Source organism: Streptococcus sp. CF7_Ac1-12, from assembly GCF_024295905.1.
GTDB classification, from domain to species: Bacteria; Bacillota; Bacilli; order Lactobacillales; family Streptococcaceae; genus Streptococcus; species Streptococcus mitis_AP.
Window position 1 is genome coordinate 1 of sequence record NZ_JANCPG010000035.1, and the last position, 935, is coordinate 935.

Annotated in this window: 1 pseudogene; it reads left to right on the plus strand. The window is 42.2% G+C overall.

The features are described from left to right. Positions 1-935, plus strand: a pseudogene (locus tag NMM17_RS09545) (hypothetical protein); the annotation flags it as partial.

Consider the following 935-nt stretch of genomic DNA (forward strand, 5'->3'; position numbering starts at 1 on the left):
ACAGCGAATTACCAGACGGTAAAGTTCCAGGAACAGGTAAGATTACAGAACCAGGAAAACCAGCAGTGGAAGTTCCTAATGTAACAACACCAAGTAAGATAATCCCAGGTGCTCCAACAACAGAACAACCAGGTAAGATTGAAATTACTCAGAAACCAAATGGAGATGCGATTGTAACGCCTAAGAAACCAGATGGCTCAACATATCCACCAGGAACTAAGGTAGAAATTCCAGGAGAAGATGGAACAACAATCACAGTAACAATTGGTGACAATGGATCAGGTGAAGTACCAAATGACAATCTTCCAAAAGGAGACTTGCCAGGTACAGGAACAGTAACAGAACCTAATAAGAACCCATCACAACCAGTAGATGTAACAACACCAGCTCGTAAGTCACCAACATTGGATGTTGAACAAGATCCTAAGACAGGTGATGTAACAGTAACGCCGAAGAAACCAGATGGCTCAACATACCCACCAGGAACTAAGGTAGAAATCCCAGGTAAAGATGGAAATCCAATCACTGTTACAATCGGTGAAGACGGTAAGGGTAAAGTACCAAACAGTGAATTACCAGACGGTAAAGTTCCAGGTACAGGTAAGATTACAGAACCAGGAAAACCAGCAGTGGAAGTTCCTAATGTAGAAACACCAAGTAAGATAATCCCAGGTGCTCCAACAACAGAACAACCAGTTGAGATTGAAATTACTCAGAAACCAAATGGAGATGCGATTGTAACGCCGAAGAAACCAGATGGCTCAACATATCCACCCGGAACTAAGGTAGAAATCCCAGGTGAAGATAAAGATGGAAATCCAATTACGATTACAGTGACAATTGGCGACAATGGTTCAGGTGAAGTACCAAATGACAAACTTCCTAAGAAAGCTGTCCCAGGTACAGGAACAGTAACCGAACCTAATAAGAATCCA